Here is a 4854-nt window from a genome sequence, read left to right on the forward strand (position 1 = left end):
GGAGAGCGTCCTCAATATCCATACCTTCACGGGCGGCTAAAGCTGCACATATATTTAAGTATTGAATAGGTGTATAAGGGTGGTCTGTTGTTATTGAGACTTTAATTCCATGCTCGTGCAAAATGTTATACGTTTGCCACGTTTTATTCCTCAGCTCGATTTTTGAGGCTCGAGTAAAGGTCGGACCGACAGAAACTTGTAAATTCCTTGAAGCGAGATGATCCACAATCAGGTGACCTTCCGTGCAATGTTCAATGCGCAAGTCCAAATCGAATTCTTCCGCAAACCTTATGGCTGTAATAATGTCATCGGCACGGTGCGCGTGAATGCGGACAGGTATTTCTTTGTTTAGGGCTTGGAGAATCGGTCTCACCCTTAGATTTTGAGGATCAGGATTTTTCATCGCTGCATAAAACGTTTCTCTCAACGTACCCATAATGCCTAATCTTGTTATGGAAGCATCTTTGGACTGGGAATGGACCCGCTTCGGATTCTCTCCCAAAGCCATTTTCAACCCTGCTGTTTCTTTTAAGACCATATCTGTGATCGAATGACCAATCGTTTTAATCACTGAAGTCGTTCCACCGATGATGTTTGCGCTGCCCGGCATAATATGGGCAGTTGTCACACCGGCTTTTCTGGCAGAAAAGAAGGCAGGGTCTAGCGGATGAGCTCCATCAATGGCTCTCAGGTGTGGAGTAATCGCCTCTATCGTTTCATTGGCATCACTTCCGGCCCAGCCGGTTCCTTCATCATACAGCCCTAAATGAGTGTGCACATCGATAAAGCCCGGATATAGATCATTTCCTTTTCCATCGATATATTCCGCTTGTTCCGGTAAAGAAATGTCTTTGCCATAATCATGAATTTTCCCATCGATAATATGCACCTTCCCATTTTTTATGGAAGGAGAGGTGATGGGGTGAATCGTGACATTTGTAATTACGGTATTCATAGAACATACAGCCCTTCAAATAATGGATTACTATTATTATACTTAATTTTTATTTTTTGGAGCATAAAAGAACGAAGCTTTTCTATAAACTTCGTTCTTCTATCGCTTATTTAGATAAAATCGATTGCAAGGCTGGTTTCAATTCTGGATATTTGAAATGGTATCCTTGAGCGATTGCCTTCTTAGGGATAACGGATTGCCCGTCCAATAACAGCGTGCTCATTTCGCCGAGAGCCGTTTTTAAAGCAAAGGCTGGAGCCGGAATCCAGTGGGGACGGTTGAGTACATCTCCCAAAGTTTTTCCGAAGTCTTTATTTCGCTGGGGATTCGGTGCCGTTCCATTCAAAGGGCCTTCGACTTCTTTATGGTGGATGGCAAAATCGATTAACCCGACGACATCATCAATATGAACCCAAGACATCCATTGCTCCCCTGAGCCGAGATTTCCTCCAATCATGCATTTGTACGGTAAAATCATTTTAGGCAAGGCGCCTTCTTCGCCCAGTATGATGCCGAATCGTACATAGACAGTGCGGACGCCCTTTTCGGCCGCTTTAGAGGCACGTTCTTCCCATTCGCGGACAACATTGGCAAGAAAGTTGTGAGCCGGTTCAGTGGTTTCTTCTGTAAATGTTTTCGTTTTCGAATTTCCGTAATACCCGACCGCGGAGGCATTGACAAGAACTCCCGGTTTTTCTGGTAAGCGATCTATAAGATCGATGACACCCTCCGTAGCTTGAATGCGGCTGTTCAAAATAGAACGCTTTCTTTCTTCGATCCATCTCCCGCTGTTCAATGATTCTCCGGCTAAATTGACGATAGCCTGTACGTCAGGAAGATGCTCCTCTGGATGATATTCTTCTTTGAGCCAGCCGACATGAGTGACGGAGTCTGTGTTTTCATGTTGATCAGGGCTTCTCGTCAATATGTAGACATGGTGACCTTCCTTCGTCAATTGCTTGGTCAATTGTGTTCCTACAAACCCTGTGCCGCCTGTAACGACAATGTTCATACAAACGCCTCCTTCGAGTAGAGTGATTGACATTATTTTACTTCATCCATTCGGAAAATGCGATTCGAATCTGTCACCTTGGTCAGGTTAAACATGCTACAATTAAGCAAAAGAGGTGATACTTTTGGCTAAGCTTACAAAAATAACGACGCAAAAAAAGAATAAGGGCCGCTATAATATCTTTTTGGATCATGGCCAGGGTGAAGCCTATGGTTTCAGTGTAGACGAAGATGTCCTCGTAAAGTATCGGCTGCAGAAGAATATGGAGCTCGATGAAGCTACCATCGAAGCTATGAAGCAAACAGACACGATACATAAATCTTATACCCTTGCTATCAACTATTTAAGCTACCGGATGCGTTCGGAAAAGGAAATCCGAGACTATTTGAAGGATAAGGAAGTCGACCCCGAACACGTTCAAGAAATCGTCACTCGACTGAAGAAAGAGAAGCTTCTCGATGATCAGGAATTCGCAAATTCTCTGGTTCGATCTAAGGTGATGACATCGAGCAAGGGACCGCTGCTTCTCAAAAAAGAACTCATTGAAAAAGGAGTCAATGCATCACAGGCGGAGGAAGCCTTGGAGCATTTCTCTTTTGACAAACAATATGAGAAAGCAATGAAATTCGCTGAGAAAAAGATGAAAAATGACGGAAGGAAATCTTTCCGTCAGCAAATCCAGAACGTACAGCAAACGCTCATGCAAAAAGGGTATCAAAGGGATGTCATTCAAGAAGTACTTGCGAATCTTCCGGCAGAAGAGAACGAGGATAGCGAGTGGGAAGCAGCTGTCCTTCAAGGGGAAAAGCTGTTGAGAAAATACCAGCAGAAAGCGGAAGGATTTGAGTTAAAGCAAAAAATCAAATCAGCCATGTACCGGAAGGGATTTACCTTTGATATCATCGATCGGTTCATTGAGGAATATTGTGAAGAATAACAGATAGATACCGGGACAGATAGCTGTTCCGGTTTTTATAACAGAGGAAATTAAACGATTTCTAAAGGAAATCGTGTACATTAAATGCCAAGACAGATGTACTATACGAAGCAGGAGGAAAATGAATGATCTATGTAAGACAAACCTTTCGAGTGAATCCAGATCAATTTGAGAGGTGCACTCAATTTTTTCATGAATATACCCTTCCGAATCACCTGGGCCATGGTGCACGTTTAGTTGGCCGATACACAACGATGTCCCATGATGAGATCACTACGATTTGGGAGTATGATTCTTACGATCACTATCAGTCTCTTAAGGAAAAAATGCAGCAATCGGAGCTCTTTAAGAACTCTGAAAAGAGAAGAGAACAGCTCGGCCCCCTCTATAAAGAAGTTCGGGAAGAGTTTATCGAAGCTACAGGGGATTACCATTTTCCAAAACAGATCGTCTCTGTTTCTGCTTACATAACAAATGAGGCTGGCGAAGTTTTGCTGGTCCAGAATGAACACCGTAGTGATACTTTCGAAATGCCGGGTGGACGTATGGAAATGGGAGAAACTCTGGAGGGAGCCGTCCGTAGGGAGGTTTTTGAGGAGACTGGCGTAAATGCAGCCATCACTGGTGTGACAGGAGTCTATCAAAACGTAACAAGAGGTATTGTTTGTGTGGTTTTCAAAGGGGAGTATCTTTCCGGTGAGCTAAGAACTCAGCCTGGAGAGACGAAGGCTGTAACTTTCGAAGATCTTAATAAGATTAATTTGGATGAATTCGTTACAAAAGAACATTTTAAAATTCGTATTACTGATGCTAGAAGTCATGAGGGAGTGGCGTTAGAGAGTTATTATGTCCGTCCTTATGAAGTCGTCCACCGAATGGAATCGTAATATTAAAAGAAAAGGCTGCTGATCCTCTTGAACAGCAGCCTTTTGACTATAGTAAGCCTTTCTTTTCCAAATCTTCGATCGCTTCATGGACGTGGTCAACGATCGTATTCGCTTTTTCGATCACTTCATTATGAGCGGTAGACATGACATAGCTGTGTGGGGTAAGTTCGAACATGGCTACATCATTGAACGAGTCTCCTACACAGGCCACTTCATGGGGGTCAATTCCAAGTATCTCAATAAGAGAACGGATTCCGCTGCCTTTATTGATGGCCTTTGGCATGATATCAACACAGGTTTCATGCGAGATGAAGCAGTCAATCTCTTTACCAAAAGAGTCATCGATCCGGTTATACGAATCAATCACATTTTGTTCTTTCCCGTGCAGCGAGATTTTGGATGGGAAAATACTTTCGCCGAATCGCTCAGTCATATTAGGGTCTATACGTATATCATGAAAAAGTTGTTCTGAAATGATATCAATCCACTTATTGTGTTCTCTCGTGTACGTTTCGTCTGCCGTAGAGACCGTTTTGATCATCGGTTCCTTATCGATTGATGCCATCACTTTTTTAGCGAGGTCACGATCGAAAGTTTTCGAGTGGATGTGTCCATCCTCTTTATCAAAGACAAACGCTCCATTTTGACTGACACGATGTCCAATCACACCGACACGCTTCAAAACTTCTTTTATTTCGTGATCCATCCGGCCGGATGCAACCGTCAGCGGAACGCCGCGCTCAACAAGGCGCTTTAATGCGTCAGCATCTTCGTTTTTTATAAAATGATCCATTCCAAGCAGTGTACCATCAAGGTCACTGATAAATAGTTTAATCATGGATGGGCTCCTTTCTGTCCTCATCTAGTAAACTTTTCACACTTAAAAGATTGTACACGACGTAAGCGCTTTTAGACAAAGGAGAAGTTTTTTTAAAAGAGAAATGCTTGTAAAAATCTCTTAAGGATTATACGATAGAACGTATGAGCCGACTGAAAACGTTTTATAAGTAGAGAGACCAATTCAGGTGGGGGACCAATATGAAGCAGCAAGTAAAAATAAAAA

General features: G+C 42.9%; 5 protein-coding genes. 2 read left to right on the forward strand and 3 right to left on the reverse strand.

The genetic code is table 11. The features are described 5' to 3' along the window. Nucleotides 1-955: amidohydrolase family protein (locus LD39_RS10440; protein WP_035546010.1), on the reverse strand; the 955-nt coding region annotated here is incomplete at its 3' end. A 106-nt stretch (nt 956-1061) separates the two neighbouring features. Further along, nucleotides 1062-1967, reverse strand: a complete 906-nt coding sequence (locus LD39_RS10445; protein ID WP_035546015.1) for a TIGR01777 family oxidoreductase — start codon at nt 1965-1967, stop codon at nt 1062-1064. Between the two features lie 124 nt (nt 1968-2091). On the opposite strand from LD39_RS10445, the gene recX reads away from it, so the two are divergent. Both recX and LD39_RS22115 read left to right on the forward strand, forming a co-directional pair. Beyond that, a complete protein-coding gene (recX, locus tag LD39_RS10450) occupies nt 2092-2904 on the forward strand; it encodes a recombination regulator RecX (protein WP_035546019.1) in 813 nt (270 codons plus the stop codon). Nucleotides 2905-3029: 125 nt separating this feature from the next. Next, nucleotides 3030-3791 carry an NUDIX hydrolase gene (locus tag LD39_RS22115; RefSeq protein WP_035546021.1) on the forward strand — a complete coding sequence of 254 codons (762 nt, stop codon included), beginning with the start codon at nt 3030-3032 and terminating at the stop codon, nt 3789-3791. Between the two features lie 46 nt (nt 3792-3837). Here the strand turns inward: LD39_RS22115 and LD39_RS10460 are convergent, their stop codons facing one another. Continuing rightward, complete coding sequence (locus tag LD39_RS10460) at nt 3838-4629, reverse strand: Cof-type HAD-IIB family hydrolase (protein WP_035546022.1); 792 nt, start codon at nt 4627-4629, stop codon at nt 3838-3840. Nucleotides 4630-4854: the final 225 nt, after the last annotated feature.

Source organism: Halobacillus sp. BBL2006 (assembly GCF_000786645.1).
In the GTDB taxonomy this organism is placed as follows: domain Bacteria; phylum Bacillota; class Bacilli; order Bacillales; family Halobacillaceae; genus Halobacillus.